Source organism: Pedobacter sp. 01N310 (assembly GCF_056399805.1).
On record NZ_JBFTSB010000001.1, the window covers coordinates 1,028,416 to 1,048,848 of the forward strand.

Here is a 20,433-nt window from a genome sequence, read left to right on the forward strand (position 1 = left end):
GTTACTTACTGAGGCATCTTGCCGGAAAAGTAACAAAAGCAAACCATCTCTGATAAAATAACCCCGATTGGAACGTACACGGAGTGCAACGGAGTAAAGTGGAAAGCAGGATTGTAGTAACAGAAAAGCCACTGTATTTGCTTTTCAAATCAAAGTGTTTGGGGTAGAATTTTCTAGATTAAAAATTACCTTAAAAAGCATATCTTTGCGCAAAGATGAAGCATATACGTAATTTTTGCATTATTGCACATATTGACCATGGCAAGAGCACCCTGGCTGATAGGTTATTAGAATATACCGAGACAATTTCAAAGCGTGAGGCGCAGGCACAATTGCTCGATAACATGGATTTAGAGCGTGAGAGAGGCATAACAATTAAAAGTCATGCCATACAAATGAACTATAAAGTTGGTGATATTGAATATAATTTCAACCTGATTGATACACCTGGACACGTAGATTTTTCGTACGAAGTTTCGCGTTCCATCGCAGCCTGCGAGGGTGCATTACTTATCGTTGATGCTTCGCAAGGTATTCAGGCACAGACCATTTCGAACTTATATTTAGCACTTGAACACGACCTTGAAATTATTCCGATTTTAAATAAAATGGATTTACCTGGGGCAATGCCAGAGGAAGTAAAAGACCAGATTATTGATTTAATTGGATGTAAACGAGAAGATATTATTCCTGCATCGGGTAAAACCGGAATGGGTATTCCTGATATTATCCAGGCCATTGTAGACCGTGTTCCAGCTCCGGTTGGTGACCCAGAAGCACCTTTGCAAGCTTTGATTTTCGACTCTGTTTTTAACTCATTCAGGGGAATTATTGCTTATTATAAAGTAGTAAACGGCGAAATTAAAAAAGGCGACAAAGTAAAATTCATTAATACTGGCAAAGAATATCTGGCTGATGAGGTTGGAATTCTGAAACTGGATATGTCACCACGTAATGTGGTAAAAACCGGAGATGTGGGGTACATTATTTCTGGTATTAAAGAAGCCAGAGAGGTAAAAGTGGGTGATACAATTACAACTGTTACCAGACCATCGCTTGATTCGATTCAAGGTTTTGAAGAGGTGAAACCAATGGTTTTTGCTGGAATTTACCCTGTTGATACGGATGAATTTGAGGAGCTGCGCGAAGCCATGCACAAGTTGCAGTTGAATGATGCTTCTATCGTTTTCGAACCTGAGAGTTCTGCGGCATTAGGCTTTGGTTTCCGTTGTGGTTTCTTAGGAATGCTGCATATGGAGATTATCCAGGAGCGTTTAGAACGCGAGTTCGATATGACTGTAATTACAACGGTTCCCAACGTATCGTACATTGCACACACTACAAAAGGTGATGAGTTTATTGTAAATAACCCATCTGATTTGCCAGATCCAAGTAAATTGGATTCGGTTGAAGAACCTTATATTAAAGCAAATATTATTACCAAGGCTGACTTTGTTGGTCCAATAATGTCGCTTTGTATCCAAAAACGGGGAGCGATTATTAATCAATCATATCTAACATCAGACAGGGTTGAATTGGTTTTCGAAATGCCAATGGCCGAAATCGTATTTGACTTCTATGACAGGTTAAAAACACTTTCTAAAGGATATGCTTCGTTTGATTATCACCAAATTGGTTACCGCAAATCTGATTTGGTACGCCTTGATTTATTGTTAAACGATGAGCCTGTTGATGCGTTATCCTCACTGATTCACCGTAGCAATGCTTACGATTTTGGAAAGAAAATCTGTGAGAAATTAAGAGAGTTAATCCCTCGTCAACAATTCGAGATTAAAATACAGGCATCAATTGGCGCTAAAGTTATTGCCCGCGAAACACTGAGTGCTTTACGTAAAGATGTAACGGCTAAATGTTACGGTGGTGATATTTCCCGTAAACGTAAGTTATTGGAAAAGCAGAAAAAGGGTAAAAAACGTATGCGCCAGGTTGGAAACGTAGAGATTCCACAAAGTGCATTTATGGCGGTTTTGAAATTAGATTAAAAATTAGATATGAGATGATAGATATGAGACATTAGACAATTTGTTCGATCTCAGATCTCAAATCTCATTTCTCACATCTTTTAGAATGAAATTATTAGACGGTAAATACGTATCAGAAAAAGTTAAAGTTCAAATTGCAGAAGAAGCTGCCGAATTTTTAAATAAAAGTGGTCGCAAGCCACACCTAGTTGCTATTTTAGTTGGTAACGATGGAGGAAGCGAAACCTATGTGGCCAGTAAGATGAAAAACTGCGAAAAAGTTGGTTTTAAATCATCGTTACATAGATATGATAACTCGGTAACTGAAGCTGAATTATTGGCGAAAATTGAAGAAATTAACCAGGATGATGATGTAGACGGATTAATTGTTCAATTGCCTTTGCCAAAACACATCGATCCGGAGAAGGTTACCGAAAAGATCGATCACCGTAAAGATGTTGATGGATTTCACCCGGTAAATTTGGGTAGAATGATGCGCAACCTGCCTTGCTTTATCCCGGCTACACCTTATGGTATTTTATTGATGCTGCAGGAATACAATATCGATACTACCGGAATGCACTGTGTGGTTGTTGGTCGTAGTAATATTGTGGGTAGCCCAATGAGCATTTTAATGGCCCGCAATGCCAACCCTGGCAATTGTACTGTAACACTTACCCATTCTCGTACTAAAGATTTAAAAGAACAGGTTCTCCAAGCAGATATTGTGATTGCCGCTATTGGTAAAAAGAATTTTGTTACTGCCGATATGGTTAAACCTGGTGCCATTATTATCGATGTAGGTATTAACCGCGAAACTTCTGCTGAAACCAAATCCGGCTTTAAGTTATATGGTGATGTAGATTTCGAAAACGTAGCACCCAAAGCTTCTTACATTACGCCTGTTCCTGGTGGTGTGGGTTTAATGACTATTGTTGGTCTATTAAAAAACACGTTAGCATCAGCTAGGAAAGAGATATATTCTTAAGCCTAAAGGTGAAAGCTTAAAGACTAAAGAAGGAAAAGCGGTTCAAGAAGATTGAATCGCTTTTTTGTTAATTGAAAAGCGGTTAGCCAATACCCAGCTTACAATAGCCAATTTGCTTTACCAATGAACATATGATAATGAACCAATATAATTCATCTGTGTTCATCCTTTTAGGCTGTGGTTAAAAATCAACTCCAAAGTTTACTCCACCAGCTTTCTTCAAAACCGATATAGAGGCCATCCTCGCGCAACTCAGTTGGATAGATATTGATATAATCACCTTGTCCCTCTGCTCCCCTTCCCGTGGTTAAACTGTATTCGTACCGATGGATTGGACAAACCAGATGCCCGTTTTTGCACCAGCCACCACTAAAATGACCCCCAGCATGCGGACAATGCGATTGGGTTGCGGTAATTTTGTCTTCATTGTTAATCAAACAAATTTGTTTTCCCGCAACTTCTATTGTTTTAATTGTATCAGGACGGGGAATTTGATTATTATTTAACGCCTTAAACCACTTCATGCAGCTAAAATACAGCAAATAAATATCAGTCTTATTTCATCTTTACATTAAATTTCAAAMGAGGAACAGCATCACCATATTTTTTTTGGATATTTGCATCCTCAAAAATGAAACAAGACATACCAGAAGACGGCACATTACTTCCTTTAATGGAAGAATTTTATACCATACAGGGCGAAGGATTTAATACTGGTAAAGCAGCTTATTTTATCCGTTTAGGGGGCTGCGATGTAGGCTGCCATTGGTGCGATGTGAAAGAAAGCTGGGATGCCGAAATGCATCCACTTACGGCTTCGGATATAATTGTTGAAAACGCCGATAAATTTCCGGGTAAGGCTGTTGTAATTACAGGTGGCGAACCTTTGATTTATAACCTTGATTATTTAACCAACAAATTAAAAGAAAGAGGTATTCTTACCTTTATCGAAACATCTGGTGCCTACCCACTTTCTGGAAATTGGGACTGGATCTGTTTATCACCAAAGAAATTTAAAGCACCAAGACCAGATATTACACCTTTTGCGCACGAATTAAAGGTGATCGTTTTTAACAAAAGCGATTTTAAATGGGCTGAAGAATACGCGGCTATGGTGTCTCCTGCCTGTAAATTATATCTGCAGCCAGAATGGTCTAAATCAAAAGAAATTACACCATTAATTATTGATTATGTAATGGCAAACCCAAAATGGGAAATTTCTTTGCAAACACACAAATTTTTAAATATTCCTTAAAAACAATACATTAGCTTTATAACCAAATGTTAATGTAATGAAATTTCGTTTAGTCCTCTTCTTTAGCATACTGAGTATTTATTGTTTTGGGCAAAGTTCCCTAAATAAAAAAGCACAGGTTTTTTTTGAAAAATCCGGCCCATTTATTGACAAATTAGATTATGCTGCTGCCGAACAGGTATTAAAAAGTGCGGTTGAAGCTGATCCGTTATTTCAGAATGCCTACATTGTGCTTGCTGGCGTTTATAAAGCACAAAAAAAGTATGCTGAAGCCAAAGCAGCTTACGAAAAAGCCATATTGATCAATAAAATTGTAGCTCCGGCTGTAATTTACGGCTTGGCTGAAACCGAATTTGCAACTCAGGATTATTTAAAATCGAAACAGCATTTTAGTGAATTTTTAACATTAGATCCTTCATCTGATAGAGCAAAAAGAGCAAAGAAATATCTTTTAGATTGTGATTTCGCCGCCATAACAATCAATAAACCCGTAAAATATAGTCCAGCAAATTTAGGTGAAGGTGTAAATACAACCAATGCTGAGTACTTTCCTTCTCTAACTGCTGATGGCGAAAACTTGGTTTTTACCCGCCAGGTAAATGGTAATGAAGATTTCTGGACATCACAGCTTAAAAGCAGTAAATGGGGTGCCGCTATTCCTTTATCCAGCAAAATAAATACTATTCGATACAATGAAGGAGCCCAAACCATTTCACCTGACGGGAAGTACCTTTTTTTTACGGGATGCAACCGACCAGATGGCCTGGGTAGGTGTGATATTTATGTTTCACACCGTGAGGGAAAAGATTGGGGCGAACCTTACAACGTTGGGAAACCCGTTAATTCAGAATATTGGGAATCACAACCAGCAATCAGTCCTGACGGAAGAACCTTGTATTTTATAAGCAACAGACCCGGTGGCTCAGGAGGGTACGACATATGGAAAAGCACCATTACCGATGATGCTAAATGGGGACCTGCCATTAACCTTGGGCCTGATATCAACACGGTCTATGATGAAAATACACCATTTTTACATGCTGATGGAAGAACTTTGTATTTTTCTTCTGATGGTTGGCCAGGTTTTGGAAACAAAGATATTTATTATAGTAGAATGGATAATGATGGCAAGTGGCAAAAGCCAATTAATATCGGTTATCCGATCAATTCTTTCGAAGATGAAAGTGGTTTGGTAGTAAGTGCCGATGGAAATTTCGGATTGTTTTCTTCGAATTTAAAAGGAGGTTTTGGCTTACAGGATATTTATAGCTTTGGAATTCCTGAAGTAGCTAAACCGCTGAAGGTTTCTTATGTGAAAGGAATTGTAAGAGACCGGGATACTAAAAAAACGATCGAAAGTAATGTTCAGGTGGTTGATCTGAAAAGCAATAAAACTGTTTTCGACGATTATACTGATCCAGAAACGGGTCAGTTTTTAGCGGTAATGCCTGTTGGGAGTAATTATCTGTTTAATGTAAATGCCGAAGGTTACATGTTTTACTCTGAAAACTTTGAGCTCAAGGCAGGAGATATCAATAAACCTTACCAGATTGAAGTTTACATCGAAAAAATAAAGCAAGGTGGAAATGTAACCTTAAGAAACATTTTCTTCGATACCAATAAGTTTAATCTTTTGCCCGCCTCTATCCGTGAACTGGATCTACTTATCGATTTTTTGCACCAAAACGAAAACGTACAGATTGAGATTCAGGGTCATACCGATAATGTTGGCGATGACAAGCTGAATGAGAAATTATCATTTAACCGGGCAAATGCTGTTTATGAATACCTGATTAAAAATAGTATTGATGCTAAAAGACTTACTTTTAAAGGATTTGGAGCAAGTAAACCGATCGCTGATAATAAAACTGAATCAGGTAGGAAAAACAATCGTAGAACATCGTTTGTAATTACTAAAATATAATTGGCAAATTTTATGGAAATAGAAATTGAAGATTACGATATAGAAATTATTATGTTAGAGCAATATAAGCACCTAAATCTTATACTAGAAAGCTGCTATTGTACTGGATGTAAAAAGATGTCTACCATTACGAATTATAAACCTTATTTAAATAAATTAAATGATATTATTTTAAAAGGCTTTTGTTTTAAATGTGGTGGACCAGTAAATCGCTATATCGAAACTGGAGAAAATATTCAAAGCGCAGCGGTTGCCTCGCACATTAAAAATGTGCTTCAAATCTCAAGGAACAAGAAGAAGTAGTACAACTTAATGAAAAATAAAAATGTCTCAGCATTACGGAAACCATAAGAGATTTTATCCACCTTTTCATTTTTTCACAATACCCTTAGCGGTTTTAGGATTAGGTTTTGCCATTTATTGTTGCATAGCCGTACCTACTATAATTACGGGCTTGCTTGTGCTTGCATTCTTCCTGATTGCCATTATAGCTGTAATGGCACGGATGTTTGCACTTAAGGCACAGGACAGAGCTGCAAGAGCCGAAGAAAAGTTGCGTTATTACATTCTTACTGGTAAAGCACTTCCGAGTGAGCTGAGAATGGGGCAAATTATGGCTTTGCGTTTTGCTGGTGATGAAGAATATTTGGCTTTGGTTGATAAAGCTGTGGCTGATAAGTTATCTCCTGATGAGATTAAGAAAGTCATTAAAAATTGGCGCGGAGACTATCATAGGATATAACGGTGACTTGTCATTCTGAACTTAGTGAAGAATCCTCCGCTTATGAAACACAAGTTGAAATTTATTTAATAAAGATTCTTCATTGCATTCAGAATGACAAGAATATTTGCCGTATTAAAACTTCTTCCCTTTTAGTACCCTTATTTCAGAGCCTCCAGCCAGGAATACAGAATCAGGCTTAGCATCGTTTAAAAAAGAAAAATCATTTCCGTAGTTAATTCCAAAATCGACATCAATTTTATAGTCTTTTACCGAATAAATTTGCCAGCGCGGATGTTCAACACCGTATTCAGATGTTTTATTCGCTCCAATTTTAGTATAACCCCAATAATGCTCTGTAATAAATTCTTCTTCGCTACCAATCCGTATTTCTTCTGCCTTTGAAGAAGCTATAACTGAAAAATTATGCCAGGTTCGGTTCTTCCAGCGATAATCTACCTCAAGCTGATGTTCTTGTTCAATCCAAACATGTTTCATCGGAAATGTTTGGTAATTCTCCTTATAAATGGTGTTGGCTACAAAGGTGATGGCAGGCTTGGGTACAAATTCTTTAATAAATACCACGCCTCTTTTCCACGTATCTCCATCCTTAAATTTGACATAAAATCTTAAGTTAACCTCTTCGAAATTAGTGTGAAATGGAATATTAAAGCCTCGCAGCCTAACATCAACAAACATAAAGCCGACTAAACTCACATAATATTTACCTTGCCAATCATCTAGTTCGGTTTGTGGAGGGAGGTATTTCGAAAGTATTTCTTTATCTACAGCATATTGTGCCAAAGCCAGTTTACGCCATTCTGCAGTAAGAAATACTTTCGGACTGTTCAAGATTATAATATAGCTTGTCTGATTCGGATCAGTTTGGTTAAAGTTTCTTCCAACAGGTCTAAATGTAACATATTGGCACCATCTGATTTTGCATTTGCAGGATCAGGGTGTGTTTCGATAAATAAACCATCTGCTCCTACTGCAATTGCTGCTTTAGCGATAGTCGAAATCAATTCTGGCTTACCACCAGTAACACCACTACTTTGATTAGGTTGTTGTAGGGAATGTGTGCAATCCATTACTACCGGAACGCCGAAACCCTGCATTTCGGGTAAACCACGGTAATCAACAATCAGATCCTGATAACCGAAAGTATTACCTCTATCTGTTAAAATAACTTTGTTGTTTCCGGCTTCTTTTACTTTCTCAACCGCAAACTTCATAGAACCTGCAGAAAGGAACTGACCTTTTTTAACGTTTACTACTTTTCCAGTTTCGGCGGCAGCAATTAATAAATCAGTTTGGCGACATAAAAATGCAGGGATCTGCAATACATCAACATAAGCAGCTGCCATTGCGGCCTCACCACTTTCATGGATATCGGTAACTGTTGGCACGCCAAATTCTCTACCAATCCTTTCTAAAATGCGCAAAGCTTTTTCATCGCCAATGCCGGTAAAAGAACTTCCTTTGCTCCTATTTGCTTTTCGGTACGAACCTTTAAAAATATATGGGATCTGAAGTTTATCAGTAATTGTAATAATCTTTTCGGCAATTCTCATGGCAATATCCTCGCCTTCAATAGCGCATGGACCAGCCATTAAAAAGAAATTTCCCGAATCTGTATTTTTTAATTTATCTAAATAGTTAAGCATAGTTGAGATGTGGGATGTGAGACATAAGATATAAGATCTGAGTTTATCTCAAATCTAGCTTCTCCTATCTCACACCTAATTTTTAATTTCCTAGTTCTGACATGAATTTAATCCGCATCAATTGAATTTCTTCGCGGGTATAATCGGTTTCGCCTAACTCGTTAAGCGCTTCATCGATAGAATCGCTTTCAGCAGCTCTGAAATAGTCAAATACTTCATCCTGTCTATCATCATCAATTACTTCATCAATGAAATAGTTTAGGTTAAGTTTAGTACCAGAGTTTACAATCGATTCTACTTCTTTGAGAATTTCTTCATAGGTGATGCCTTTCGAATCGGCAATATCTTCCAAACCAATCTGCCTGTCGATATTTTGAATGATCGAAACCTTCATCTGCGATTTATTGGCCTGAGTTTTAATAATCAAATCGATTGGACGTTCGATATCGTTATCCTCGACATATTTTTTGATCAATTCGATAAAAGGTGTCCCAAATTTCATCGCTTTACCCGAACCTACACCAGAAATCTGGCGAAGCTCTTCCGTCGTAATCGGGTAATGTGTACACATTTCCTCTAAAGATGGATCCTGGAAAACTACGAATGGTGGAACACTTTTTTGCTTCGCAATTTTTTTACGTAGCTCTTTAAGCAATGATAAAAGATGGGTATCTAAAGCACCTGTACCTTGCTTTACATCATCGTCATCGTCATCAGCACCGTTCTCTATTGGTTCGTTTAGTATGAATTTAAGGCTATAGGGGTTGATAATAAAATCTCTTCCCTGTTTGGTTAATTTTAATAAACCGTAATTGTCAATGTCCTTAAAAAGGTAATTATTTAAAACAGCCTGGCGGATAATCGATTTCCACATCAGCTCGCCTTCTTCTTTACCGCTTCCAAATTCAGGAATCTTACTGTGTTCGTAAGCAATGGTTTGAGCGGTTTCTAAACCTAAAAATACATTTAACAAGTGTGCATCATCAAATTTTTCGCCTGATTTTTCGATAAATTTCAAAACTGTCGACAATTGACTTTCTGCATCAAATTGCTTTTTAGGCTTTTTACAGTTATCACACATGCAGTTACAGCCCGTTTCGTTAAAGTTTTCACCGAAATAATGAAGGATCTGCTTACGTCGGCATACGCCAGATTCAGCATAATCGATCACTTCTTTTAATATCTGCGTGCCAATTTCACGTTCCGAAACTGGTTTATCTTTCATAAATTTAGCCAGCTTGTCTACGTCTTTTTGAGCGTAGAAAGCAATACACACGCCTTCGCCACCATCACGTCCGGCCCTGCCAGTTTCCTGGTAATAACCCTCCATACTTTTAGGTACGTCATGGTGAATCACAAAGCGAACATCGGGTTTATCTATCCCCATACCAAAGGCAATGGTTGCTACAATAACCTCAGCATCTTCCATCAAAAATTTATCCTGCGTTTCAGCCCTAACCTTTGGGTCTAACCCCGCATGATAAGGCAAGGCACTAATTCCATTCAGATTCAATGCTTCTGCCACTTCCTCAACCTTTTTACGGCTAAGACAGTAAATAATCCCAGATTTGCCCGGATTAGATTTGATGTACTTAATAATTTCTTTGGTGATGTCTCTTTTAGGTCGGATTTCGTAAAATAAGTTGGGCCTGTTAAATGACGATTTAAACAACGTTGCTTCCGTCATTCCAAGATTCTTCATAATATCCTGCTGTACTTTTGGCGTAGCAGTTGCGGTTAATGCAATAATTGGAATGTTATTCCCCAATCCTGCAATAACCTGTTTAATCTTACGATATTCTGGCCTGAAATCGTGCCCCCATTCAGAGATACAATGCGCTTCATCAACGGCAACGAAAGAGATTTTAATCAGATTTAAAAATTCAATATTATCCTGCTTCGCCAGAGACTCTGGCGCAACATACAATAACTTAGTCTGACCGCTTAAAAGATCAGATTTAACTTGAGTAATTTCAGATTTATTTAGGGATGAATTAAGAAAGTGAGCAATACTGTCATTTCCACCAAAGGCCCTTAATTGGTCAACCTGGTTTTTCATCAATGCAATTAGTGGAGAAATTACAATTGCTGTCCCCTCACTCATTAAAGCGGGTAACTGATAGCAAATAGACTTCCCTCCGCCTGTTGGCATAATAACAAATGTGTTATTGCCTTCTAAAATATTTGTAATGATCGACTCCTGATCACCTTTGAAATTGTCAAACCCGAAGAAATTTTGTAGGTTATCAAATAACGACTTTTTCACGTCCATTTTGTGTAATAAAATATGCGATGCTATTTTTGTATCCAAAATAACATAATTTTACAAGAATTTCAAGTATTAACAGACAATTATTTTCTCTTTGAAAAGTAAAAAATCAATAATCCAATCGGCTGTAAGCACATTAGAGCTTGAGGCAGCAGCAATATTAAATGTTGCAAAGAATATTAATGGCGATTTTGAAAAAGTCGTATCAAGCATTTTACATGGCAAAGGACGGGTAATTGTTACTGGTATAGGAAAGAGTGCAATCATTGCACAAAAAATGGTAGCTACTTTTAATTCAACAGGTACGCCTGCTATTTTTATGCATGCCGCAGATGCTATTCATGGCGATCTGGGGATGATCCAGGTAGATGATATTGTAATCTGCCTCTCTAAAAGTGGAAACACGCCAGAAATAAAAGTGCTTACCCCCTTGTTGAAAACATCTGGCAATCTGCTCATCGGGATGGTTGGTGAACTGAATTCTTTTTTAGCCGAACAGGCCGATCTGATTTTGAACACTTCTTTCGAAAAAGAAGCCTGTCCGCATAATTTGGCCCCCACTACCAGTACAACGGCGCAATTGGCATTGGGCGATGCCTTAGCTATTTGTTTATTGGAGTGCAGAGATTTTAATGAATCCGACTTTGCGAAATATCATCCAGGTGGATCATTAGGTAAAAAACTCTATTTAAAAGCCCGGGATTTGGCTTTGTCTAATGAGAAACCTTCCATACACCCATCCGCATCGGTTAAAGATGTGTTAATAGAAATTAGTAAAAACCGTTTGGGTGCAGTTGTTGTTGTTGATAGCGATGATAAAGTACTTGGCATCATTACCGATGGTGATATAAGGCGGATGTTAGAAAATAACAATTCTATTGCAAACTTAAAAGCCGAAGATATAATGGGCAGAACGCCAAAGAGCATACAATTTGATGCTTTAGCGGTTGATGCTTTAGATATTATTAAGCAAAATAACATTACACAGTTGCTAGTTCTAGAACAAAATACTTACTTTGGCATTATCCATTTACACGATCTCCTTAACGAAGGCATAGTGTAATTTTTAAAATAAAAAATGAATAAAGATTATTATGCATTAATTATGGCCGGTGGCGTCGGAAGTCGCTTTTGGCCAGTAAGCAGAACGGAATATCCAAAACAGTTTATCGATTTTTTCGGTGTTGGAAAAACCCTGATTCAAAGTACTTACGAAAGATTCCTAAACATCTGTCCTCCTGAAAATATATTTATCGTTACCAACGAAATTTATTCAGATTTAATTAAAGAGCAATTACCGCAATTAACAGATAACCAGATTTTGGCTGAGCCTTTAATGAGAAATACAGCCCCTTGTGTTGCTTATGGAAGTTTAAAAATTGCCGAGTTAAACCCTAATGCAACGATTGTTGTTGCTCCTTCTGATCATACCATCGCAGATATTGATGGCTTTATAGCATCTATTGGGCAATCTTTAGAGGCTGCCTCGAAAAATGATTGTTTAATCACTTTGGGTATTAAACCAAACCGCCCGGATACAGGTTACGGTTATATTCAGCATACAGATTACGTGCTCAACACCGATACTGATCTGCATAAAGTTAAAACCTTTACCGAAAAGCCAAATTTAGAATTGGCAAAATCATTCTTGCAAAGTGGCGATTTCTTGTGGAATGCAGGGATCTTTATCTGGTCGGCCAAGGCGATACTGAATGCTTTCGAGAAACACCTTCCAGACATGTACGAGATATTTAATATCGGCAGATCTGAGTTGAATAAAGCTGGCGAAAAAGATTTTATCAATAATGCTTATTTCCAATGCACCAACATTTCAATAGATTTTGGGATTATGGAAAAAGCAGAAAATGTTTACGTACTTCCATCTGATTTCGGCTGGTCTGATTTAGGAACCTGGGCCTCTATTTATGAGATGGCAGAGAAAGATTATGTGGGTAATGCCGTTATCCCGTCACAACAGGTACTGATGTTCGATTCATCAAACTGTATGGTAAATGTTCCAGAAGATAAATTGGTTATCCTACAGGGGCTGCACGATTACATTGTTGTGGAAAACAATAATATGCTAATGATCTGCCCAAGAAATGAAGAACAAAAGGTTAAAGAATTTGTAGCCGAAGTTAAATCAAGATTTGGAAATAAATTCATTTAATAGATACATGAAATGTAAAATGGATGATGTAACATAGTTTTCATCATCCATTTTATATTTTCCATCTTACCCCTTGCGTAAGATCCTAAAAAAAGTTTAGGAAGACGAAGCGCGATGGGATGAAGCTAATAGCTATTGATATTATTAACCCGCTTACCTAAACTGTTCTTTGTCTAACGGCCTCATATAATATTACCCCAGCAGCAACAGAAACATTTAACGATTCGATTTTTCCGGCCATTGGTATTTTAGCCAGGTGATCGGCTACCCTTAAAAGATCGTTAGAAATTCCTTCATCTTCCGATCCCATTACAATTGCCGTAGGCATGGTATAATCTGGCGCATAAATAAAATCACTGGTTTTTTCGGTGCAGGCTACAACCTGCAAACCACTTTCTTGTAGAAACAAACAGGTTTTGTGCAGGTTAGCATGGCGACAAATCGGAATACTGAATAAGGCACCTGCCGAGGTTTTAATGGCATCAGCATTGATCTGCGCAGCATTTTTTAAAGGAACTACAATGGCATGCACCCCTACACAGGCGGCCGTACGTGCAATCGCACCCATGTTACGCACATCGGTAACGCTATCTAAAACCAAAATTAATGGAACCTCACCTTTTTCGAAAACGGTTGGAATAATGTCTTCAATATTCTGGTAGGTAATCGGCGAAATAACCGCAATTACACCTTGATGGTTTTTCTGCGACATCCGGTTCAGCTTCTCGATTGGAACCGAATTTAAGGGAATCAAAGTATCTTTTAGAAGGGCTTTTAATTCTAAAAAAAGTTCACCGCCCAGACCGCGTTGCTGGTAAATGGTTTCAATGTCTCTTCCTGCTTTAACGGCTTCTATTACAGCCCTGATGCCGAATACAAACTCATTATTCTCTTTTGCGCGTTGCGGTCTTCTAAAATTATCCATGTTTTGAAATTGTTAGGCAAAAGTATTCAAATAAAATGTTTTAGCCCTAAACAATGTGCGCCTTATTAACATTTAATTGTTTAAAAATTTATATGGCATCATAAATCCAATAAAATTTAATCTGATTATGCTTCAATTTGTTAACAAACAGCTAGTAACTAATTCGAACAACCGCATCAAAATTTGATTACTTTTGTGGAATGAGTATCGATAATGAACAAGGCGGAAAGAACAGTATAACTGCTAGAAAAAGCAGGTTAAGTAATACTATAAGTTCACAGGGGAAAATTCCCCCTCAGGCATTAGATCTTGAGGAAGCAGTTCTTGGAGCGTTAATGCTCGAAAAAGATGCGCTTTCTGCTGTAATTGATGTTTTGAAACCAGAGGTTTTTTATAACATTGCCCACCAGAAAATTTTTGAAGCGATTCATATTCTATTTCAAAAATCGCGCCCCGTTGATATCTTAACAGTAACGGCAGAACTGCGAACGTTAGGCTCTTTAGAAATGGTTGGTGGCGCCTACTACATTACCAATTTAACCAATAGAGTTGCATCAGCAGCGAATATTGAGTTTCACGCACGTATTATTTCTCAGAAATATATTCAGCGTGAACTGATCAGGATCTCAACCGAAATTATTACAAACGCCTACGAAGATACGACTGATATTTTCGATCTCTTAGATCAGGCAGAAAAAGGACTTTTCGAAATTGCCCAGAATAACCTGCGTAGAGATACACAGAAAATGGATGATATCATTAAACAATCGTTAGCTACGCTTGAAGAGCTTCGTACCAAAACCGATGGTTTAACTGGTGTGCCAACTGGTTTTACGGGACTAGATAGAATAACTGGTGGTTGGCAAAAGCAGGATTTAGTAATTATTGCTGCACGTCCGGCGATGGGAAAAACGGCTTTCGTACTAACCTGTGCAAGAAATGCCACCGTCGATTTTGCAAAGCCAACGGTAGTATTCTCGTTAGAGATGTCGTCTGTTCAGCTGGTTAATCGTTTGATTTCTGGAGAAGCAGAAATAGAGCAGGAAAAAATCAGGAAAGGAAATTTACAGGAATGGGAATGGCAGCAGTTACACAGTAAAATTGGCCGTTTAACCGAAGCTCCCCTATTAATTGATGATACGCCTGCACTAAACATTTTTGAGTTCAGGGCAAAATGCAGAAGATTAAAATCACAATACGATATTCAATTGGTAATTGTCGATTACTTGCAGTTAATGCATGGTAAAGGCGAAGGAAAAGGTGGTGGTAACCGTGAGCAGGAAATTGGTAGTATATCGAGAGCGCTAAAATCGGTTGCAAAAGAACTTGATGTTCCGGTGCTCGCACTATCGCAGTTAAGTCGTGCGGTAGAGAGTAGACCAGGTTTACAGGGAAAACGGCCAATGTTATCCGATTTACGTGAGTCGGGCTCAATTGAGCAGGATGCGGATATGGTATTATTCTTGTACCGCCCTGAATATTACGGCATTACCGAGGATGAGCAAGGAAGATCGCAAGCGGGTATTGGTGAGGTTATCATTGCAAAACACCGTAACGGTGAAACTGGAATTGTACCACTTAAATTCGTGGGTAAATTTGTGAAGTTTACGGATTTGGAAGAAGACTTTAATGCGCCGCCAAGTTCATTTGCGGCTGATCCTTCAGCTGGTATGTACCCATCACAGGATTTTGAAAAACAGAGCAACGTGATTATCCGTCCTTCAAAAATGGACGACTATAATGATGATGATCCACCGTTTTAGGAATTGGCAATGACTATCAGTTAATCTTAGTAAAAATTATTCTACTTTATAGTAGAAGATTTTAGCTTTTTTGAAGTGCTTTACGCGTTAATCTTTTTTACCTTCTACTTCTGCTAACATTGACAGACCAAATAGAAAAATCGTCATTGCGAGGAGGCTTTTTCAGCCCTCGAAGCAATCTTTATGGCAAGGATCACTAGCGTGAAAGATTGCTTTGTCGTTCCTTGTCGCAATGACGATTCCTCACATCCTATCAAAAAAACTACTGTCATTTATAATTTATGCAATAAATTATCCCTAAGCATGACAAAAAAGGATTTCAGATGCAATAAAGTGTAAAAACTATAGGCACTGGCACGGAAAACCGACCTAGTAGCAGAGAACCACCCAATCTAAACCCGATAAAACGAATGCTCCCGATTTAAGCACTGTATATTTTATTTTTTATTGTGTGCTTGCTTGTTTCACAGGTTTCGTCGGAGCAGCAGTGATAGCGGGACTGCATTAGCCCAAAGTTTACTGCCTTTGCTTTCCAAATTTTAACAATTTTTCTATAAACTCGATATTGATATTTATCTTATACTAAAATAAATATCCAATTAATATACCTGCCAATACAATAACAGGTGGACTAACTTTAGTAAAATTTAACAACAAAAATGTAGCGACCATAATCCCTAAAAATATCCAGTTAAAGCCCATTGGTATTAAGAGTAGCACAAAAGCAGCAATAATAAATCCAACGCTAACAGCATTGATTCCTGAAAGGCTATGACGGATCCGTGAGATCTTTTTCAGATCGTCCCAAAACGGTACAATAAATAAAACGAGGATTAGTCCGGGTAAGTTGATGCCGATAACCCCAATCAATCCTCCTAAAATTTGGCCCCATAATCCGTAACCAAAATTCTTCATGCTTAATGCGCCTAAGTAGCTCGTAAAAGAAAATGTTGGACCAGGTAAGGCCTGCTGTAATGCAAAACCTGATAAAAATCCAGATGAAGGCAAATAATGTTTCATCTCTACAAACTCGGTAAACATCAAAGGAACAAGCACTTGTCCGCCCCCAAAAACCAATATTCCGTTACGATAAAAGTTTTCGAGCAAACGAATCGGTAAACTAAAGGGCGATGTTCTGTTTATAATTGCACCTACCAAGGCAAATAAAAGTAAAGCACCTAGAAAGTAGACCAGTTTTTTAGGATTGATATTTGAAAAAAGTTTAACCCTTAACTCTGCTTCCTCTTTTGGGGTTTCGATGGCTGAAGAGATCATTCCGCCTATCAATATCGATAATGGAAACACATAAGCATTTCTTAAAACTAATGTGGCAATAACCGAAGCAATGGCAAGGAATATAGAAACCTGAGAGGATAAAACCTTTTTACCAAGTTTCCATGCACCATAAGCTACAATACCCAGTGCAATTGGCTGGATATATTCTAAAATATCGTTAAATTTTTGTTTTTGATCCAGTAAAGCATAACTGATTGCAGCAAAGGTCATTATGGTTGCTGTAGGTAAAATCCAGATCAGGAAAGTAATAATGGCCAGTTTAAGTTTTCCAACTTTCCAGGCTATCCCAACCAGGGTTTGGGTGGATGCTGGCCCGGGGAGTACCTGTGCCAGTGCATTTAACTCTAAAAGTTCTTCCTCAGAGATAAACTTAGTGCTCTGAACAAAGTATTTAAGCAACAAAGCAAGGTGTGCTTGTGCGCCTCCAAAAGAAGTAAATGTAAAAAAGATTACGTTTCTAATAAATAACCACTGTTTTTTTGCAGCTATGGGTTTTGTTTGCATTAGCTCAAACTGAAAATTGATACCTTTTAACTGAACTAATCGTCTTCATAATCTAATCCGGCAGCGGTATTGTACGCGCCCTGTAATTCAGAAAAAGCGTGCATGTCTCTTTTGTTGCGTGCTACCTGCATTCCCTTCTGATAAATGGCTATAGCTTTCTCTTTTTGATCGTCTTTTTCAAGCAATTTCCCCAAATGGTAATAAGTGCCAACATAATCCGGGTGTTTATCGGTTAACTGAAGGTAAAAAGAATAAGCTTTTTCCTTATCATTTTGTGCGTTATACTCTGTGGCTAAGGCATATAGTATAAAAGGATCGTTAGGATCGCTTTCTAAAAATTCCAATAACTTACTTAAACGGGTTGATGACATTTTATTTCCTTGCTTTTTTAATTAAATTTGCAGAAAGACCTTATATAATAAACATATAACATATGAAATTATCATGAGCTAAAAATTTCGGCTTGCGATAGCTTCATAGCAATAAAAACCACTATTAACATATGAAAATATTAGTTTGTATCAGTAATGTGCCAGACACAACGACAAAAATAACTTTTACTAATGATAATACCGAATTCAATACGTCAGGAGTGCAATATATTGTTAATCCATACGATGAAATCGCTTTATCAAGGGCAATTGAGCTAACCGAAGGTGGTAAAGGAACGGTAACGGTTATTAATGTAGGCGAAGCAGGCAACGATCCAACCATTAGAAAAGCGCTTGCAATTGGTGCAGATGATGCGGTTAGGGTTAATGCGGCACCGAGAGATGCCTATTTTGTGGCTAAACAGATTGCGGAATATGCAAAAGATAAAGATTTCAATATTATTCTAACCGGTCGCGAGTCTATCGATTATAATGGTAATCAGGTTGCTGCTATGGTTGGTGAGTTTTTAGATATCCCTTCAGTATCTATTATCAAAAAATTAGATGTTGACGGTGATACAGCAACGATTGAAAGAGAAATTGAAGGTGGTAAAGAAGTTTTAACCGTTTCTGGTAAGTTTGTTGCAAGTTGTGCTGAAGGTGTGGCAGAACCGAAAATACCGAATATGCGTGGTATCATGAGTGCCAGAACAAAACCATTGGTTGTAGTAGATGCAGTTGCTATTGAAGAAGTAACCAAGGTTACGAAATATGAAACTCCTGCCCCGCGCGGAACGGTTAAGTTAATTCCTGCCGACCAAACAGAATCGTTAATCGGTTTACTTCACAGCGAAGCTAAAGTAATCTAAGTTTTCAGTCACAATAAATCAAATCGTTTACACCATCCTGTTAAGGATAAAGAAATAAATATATGTCAGTATTAGTATATGTAGAACAAGCTGAGGGGAAATTTAAGAAATCTGTATTTGAAGCCGTATCTTATGCCAAAGCCATTGCCGATCAACAATCAACTAATTTAACCGCAATTTCTATTGGCGATGTAGCCGACAGCGAATTAAAGGAATTAGGTAAATACGGTGCATCAAAAGTACTAAACGTAAGTGCCGATCAATTAAAAACCTTTGTAAATCAAGCCTATGCAAGTGTTATTGCTGCAGCTGCAGAAAAAGAAGGTGCCGACATTGTAGTTTTATCTAACTCTTTCTCTGGTAAAGGTTTAGCGCCACGTATTGCAGTAAAACTTAAAGCAGGTTTAGCTGATGGTGCAGTAGAATTACCGAGTACTGATGGTAAATTTTCGGTTAAGAAAACGGCTTTCTCTGGTAAAGCCTTCGCGATTACCGAATTAACATCGGCCAATAAAGTAATTGCTTTAAATCCAAATGCTTTTGGCGTTAAAGAAAATGCTACAGATGCGGCAATAGAGGCCTTTACTGCTGATGTTAAACAATCAGACTTAGGAACTGTTATTAAAGAGATTGTTAGGGCAACTGATAAAGTTTCATTACCTGATGCAGAATTAGTTGTTTCGGCTGGCAGAGGTTTAAAAGGACCAGAAAACTGGGGCATGATCGAAGAATTGGCTGGTTTGCTTGGTGCTGCTACAGCATGTTCTAAACCGGTATCAGATGCAGACTGGAGACCACATTCAGAGCACGTTGGTCAAACCGGTATTGCCATTAGCCCTAACCTTTATATTGCTATCGGTATTTCTGGCGCTATCCAGCATTTGGCTGGTGTTAGTTCATCAAAAGTGATTGTAGTAATCAACAAAGATCCGGAAGCGCCTTTCTTCAAAGTGGCCGATTATGGTATTGTTGGCGATGCTTTTGAGGTTGTACCAAAGTTAATTGAAGCATTAAAAGCACATAAAGGATAATTTTTGTCATCCTGAGCCTGTCGAAGGATTAGATTAAATGTTTCGACAAGCTCAACATGACATCGACAAATATGAAAAAAGTTAAATTAGATATTGTAGGTTTATCTTACAGCCAGACTCAATCTGGTGCTTATGCCCTTGTTTTAGGAGAAGTAAATGGACGCCGCCGCTTACCGATAATTATTGGTGCATTTGAAGCACAGGCCATTGCTATAGAAATTGAGAAAATGACTCCTAGTAGGCCATTAACACATGATTTATTCAAATCGATGGCTGATACTTTTCATATCAATATCCAGGAAATTATCATCTACAATTTGGTTGATGGTGTTTTTTACGCAAAGTTGATCTGCAGTGATGGTAAAAATACACATGAAGTTGATGCCAGAACATCTGATGCCATCGCTTTGGCCGTTCGCTTTAACGCCATGATTTATACCTACGAATTTATTTTGGCTTCTGCCGGAATCGTAATAGAAGGGAATGATTTTCTTTTTCTCGAAAATATGGATTCTATTGCAAAAGAGCCCGAAGCGGATAGCTTGCCTACCTCAACCCAGCAACAAGGTTTTGGTGATTTAACATTAGAAGAACTTCAGCAAAAATTACAGGAAGCCATTGCCGAAGAAGCCTATGAAAAGGCCGCAAGATTAAGAGATGAATTGAATAAACGCGGAACATCATAGTATTGTATCATA

Annotated in this window: 19 protein-coding genes; 12 read left to right on the forward strand and 7 right to left on the reverse strand. The window is 38.0% G+C overall.

What is annotated here, in order from left to right:
• Positions 1-215 precede the first annotated feature (215 nt).
• Positions 216-2,003: a translation elongation factor 4 gene (lepA, locus tag AC1DNH_RS03905; protein ID WP_215128815.1), complete on the forward strand. Its 1,788-nt coding sequence runs from the start codon at positions 216-218 to the stop codon at positions 2,001-2,003.
• 85 nt (positions 2,004-2,088) lie between these two features.
• Entirely contained in the window at positions 2,089-2,970 is an 882-nt protein-coding gene (locus tag AC1DNH_RS03910; RefSeq protein ID WP_477608946.1) for a bifunctional 5,10-methylenetetrahydrofolate dehydrogenase/5,10-methenyltetrahydrofolate cyclohydrolase, read from the forward strand.
• A 188-nt stretch (positions 2,971-3,158) separates the two neighbouring features.
• Here the strand turns inward: AC1DNH_RS03910 and AC1DNH_RS03915 are convergent, their stop codons facing one another.
• The gene (locus tag AC1DNH_RS03915) at positions 3,159-3,494 is read right to left on the reverse strand and encodes a Rieske (2Fe-2S) protein (RefSeq protein WP_215128819.1); all 336 of its coding nucleotides are present in this window, start codon (positions 3,492-3,494) and stop codon (positions 3,159-3,161) included.
• A gap of 107 nt (positions 3,495-3,601) precedes the next feature.
• On the opposite strand from AC1DNH_RS03915, the gene AC1DNH_RS03920 reads away from it, so the two are divergent.
• From AC1DNH_RS03920 to AC1DNH_RS03935, 4 genes are read left to right on the forward strand one after another with little or no spacing between them, the layout of a single operon-like run.
• The gene (locus AC1DNH_RS03920; protein WP_477608948.1) at positions 3,602-4,225 is read left to right on the forward strand and encodes a 7-carboxy-7-deazaguanine synthase QueE; all 624 of its coding nucleotides are present in this window, start codon (positions 3,602-3,604) and stop codon (positions 4,223-4,225) included.
• A gap of 37 nt (positions 4,226-4,262) precedes the next feature.
• The gene (locus AC1DNH_RS03925) at positions 4,263-6,149 is read left to right on the forward strand and encodes an OmpA family protein (protein WP_477608950.1); all 1,887 of its coding nucleotides are present in this window, start codon (positions 4,263-4,265) and stop codon (positions 6,147-6,149) included.
• 12 nt (positions 6,150-6,161) lie between these two features.
• A complete protein-coding gene (locus tag AC1DNH_RS03930; RefSeq protein WP_477584907.1) occupies positions 6,162-6,452 on the forward strand; it encodes a hypothetical protein in 291 nt (96 codons plus the stop codon).
• Between the two features lie 22 nt (positions 6,453-6,474).
• Positions 6,475-6,891, forward strand: coding sequence for a DUF6526 family protein (locus AC1DNH_RS03935; protein ID WP_477584906.1), 417 nt, complete (start codon positions 6,475-6,477; stop codon positions 6,889-6,891).
• Between the two features lie 114 nt (positions 6,892-7,005).
• On the opposite strand, the gene AC1DNH_RS03940 is transcribed toward AC1DNH_RS03935, so the two are convergent.
• From AC1DNH_RS03940 to recQ, 3 genes are all read right to left on the reverse strand, one after another.
• On the reverse strand, positions 7,006-7,722 hold the full coding sequence (locus AC1DNH_RS03940; RefSeq protein ID WP_477584905.1) for a YqjF family protein: 717 nt from the start codon (positions 7,720-7,722) through the stop codon (positions 7,006-7,008).
• 2 nt (positions 7,723-7,724) lie between these two features.
• Positions 7,725-8,537 (reverse strand): 3-deoxy-8-phosphooctulonate synthase, encoded by an 813-nt coding sequence (kdsA, locus tag AC1DNH_RS03945; RefSeq protein WP_029275158.1) that lies wholly within the window; start codon positions 8,535-8,537, stop codon positions 7,725-7,727.
• 82 nt (positions 8,538-8,619) lie between these two features.
• The gene (recQ, locus tag AC1DNH_RS03950; protein ID WP_477625250.1) at positions 8,620-10,809 is read right to left on the reverse strand and encodes a DNA helicase RecQ; all 2,190 of its coding nucleotides are present in this window, start codon (positions 10,807-10,809) and stop codon (positions 8,620-8,622) included.
• A gap of 91 nt (positions 10,810-10,900) precedes the next feature.
• Between recQ and AC1DNH_RS03955 the strand changes: the two genes are divergently transcribed.
• Positions 10,901-11,869, forward strand: coding sequence for a KpsF/GutQ family sugar-phosphate isomerase (locus AC1DNH_RS03955; RefSeq protein WP_477625186.1), 969 nt, complete (start codon positions 10,901-10,903; stop codon positions 11,867-11,869).
• Between the two features lie 15 nt (positions 11,870-11,884).
• Positions 11,885-12,976: a mannose-1-phosphate guanylyltransferase gene (locus tag AC1DNH_RS03960; RefSeq protein ID WP_477584722.1), complete on the forward strand. Its 1,092-nt coding sequence runs from the start codon at positions 11,885-11,887 to the stop codon at positions 12,974-12,976.
• Positions 12,977-13,133: 157 nt separating this feature from the next.
• Here the strand turns inward: AC1DNH_RS03960 and rlmB are convergent, their stop codons facing one another.
• Positions 13,134-13,901 (reverse strand): 23S rRNA (guanosine(2251)-2'-O)-methyltransferase RlmB, encoded by a 768-nt coding sequence (gene rlmB, locus AC1DNH_RS03965; RefSeq protein WP_477584723.1) that lies wholly within the window; start codon positions 13,899-13,901, stop codon positions 13,134-13,136.
• A gap of 200 nt (positions 13,902-14,101) precedes the next feature.
• Between rlmB and dnaB the strand changes: the two genes are divergently transcribed.
• Complete coding sequence (gene dnaB, locus AC1DNH_RS03970; protein ID WP_029275163.1) at positions 14,102-15,664, forward strand: replicative DNA helicase; 1,563 nt, start codon at positions 14,102-14,104, stop codon at positions 15,662-15,664.
• A gap of 582 nt (positions 15,665-16,246) precedes the next feature.
• Here dnaB and chrA read toward each other — a convergent pair.
• Together chrA and AC1DNH_RS03980 are read right to left on the reverse strand one after the other, a co-directional pair.
• Positions 16,247-17,464: a chromate efflux transporter gene (chrA, locus tag AC1DNH_RS03975; RefSeq protein ID WP_477585364.1), complete on the reverse strand. Its 1,218-nt coding sequence runs from the start codon at positions 17,462-17,464 to the stop codon at positions 16,247-16,249.
• Positions 17,465-17,499: 35 nt separating this feature from the next.
• Positions 17,500-17,835, reverse strand: coding sequence for a tetratricopeptide repeat protein (locus AC1DNH_RS03980; RefSeq protein ID WP_108198752.1), 336 nt, complete (start codon positions 17,833-17,835; stop codon positions 17,500-17,502).
• 131 nt (positions 17,836-17,966) lie between these two features.
• Between AC1DNH_RS03980 and AC1DNH_RS03985 the strand changes: the two genes are divergently transcribed.
• The 3 genes from AC1DNH_RS03985 (at position 17,967) to AC1DNH_RS03995 (ending at position 20,421) form a co-directional block, all read left to right on the forward strand.
• A complete protein-coding gene (locus AC1DNH_RS03985) occupies positions 17,967-18,704 on the forward strand; it encodes an electron transfer flavoprotein subunit beta/FixA family protein (protein ID WP_477585935.1) in 738 nt (245 codons plus the stop codon).
• Positions 18,705-18,766: 62 nt separating this feature from the next.
• Positions 18,767-19,735, forward strand: coding sequence for an electron transfer flavoprotein subunit alpha/FixB family protein (locus AC1DNH_RS03990; RefSeq protein ID WP_477625187.1), 969 nt, complete (start codon positions 18,767-18,769; stop codon positions 19,733-19,735).
• Between the two features lie 71 nt (positions 19,736-19,806).
• Positions 19,807-20,421 (forward strand): bifunctional nuclease family protein, encoded by a 615-nt coding sequence (locus tag AC1DNH_RS03995; protein WP_029275168.1) that lies wholly within the window; start codon positions 19,807-19,809, stop codon positions 20,419-20,421.
• Positions 20,422-20,433: the final 12 nt, after the last annotated feature.